The 659-nt window shown below is 68.3% G+C and carries 1 protein-coding gene; it reads left to right on the forward strand.

The window, feature by feature from the left end; all coding sequences use genetic code 11:
- Positions 1-4: 4 nt before the first annotated feature.
- Positions 5-659, forward strand: a 655-nt coding sequence (locus SSP08S_RS54000) for an ATP-binding cassette domain-containing protein (protein ID WP_019075956.1), incomplete at its 3' end; no start/stop codon positions are given.

Raw genomic sequence — 659 nt, forward strand, 5'->3', positions numbered from 1 at the left:
CACAATGGCAAGCAAAGAAGCTGACACCCATGGCGCCATCCTCCAGGACACGGAGCCGGAGGACGGGGACCGCCCGACCGTCCAGCTCCGCAATGCGGGCAAGGCGTACGGCAACGTCCGCGCCCTGCACGGTGTGGACCTCGCGGTCCGTCCGGGCCAGGTCACCTGCGTCCTGGGGGACAACGGCGCGGGCAAGTCCACGCTGATCAAAATCATCTCCGGGCTGCACCAGCACACCGAGGGTGAGTTCCTCGTCGACGGCGAACCGGTGCACTTCACCACCCCGCGCCAGGCACTGGACCGCGGTATCGCCACCGTGTACCAGGACCTGGCGGTGGTGCCGTTGATGCCGGTGTGGCGCAACTTCTTCCTCGGCTCCGAGATGACCAAGGGCCCCTGGCCGTTCCGTCGTCTGGACATCGAGAAGATGAAGCAGACCGCGGACGAGGAGCTCCGCAACATGGGCATCGTCCTGGACAACCTGGACCAGCCCATCGGCACCCTCTCCGGCGGCCAGCGCCAGTGCGTGGCCATCGCCCGCGCCGTCTACTTCGGCGCCCGCGTCCTCATCCTGGACGAACCCACCGCCGCGCTGGGTGTCAAGCAGTCCGGCGTGGTGCTGAAGTACGTGGCCGCCGCGCGTGAGCGTGGGCTGGGGG

The organism is Streptomyces hokutonensis (assembly GCF_000376565.1).
GTDB lineage: Bacteria > Actinomycetota > Actinomycetes > Streptomycetales > Streptomycetaceae > Streptomyces > Streptomyces hokutonensis.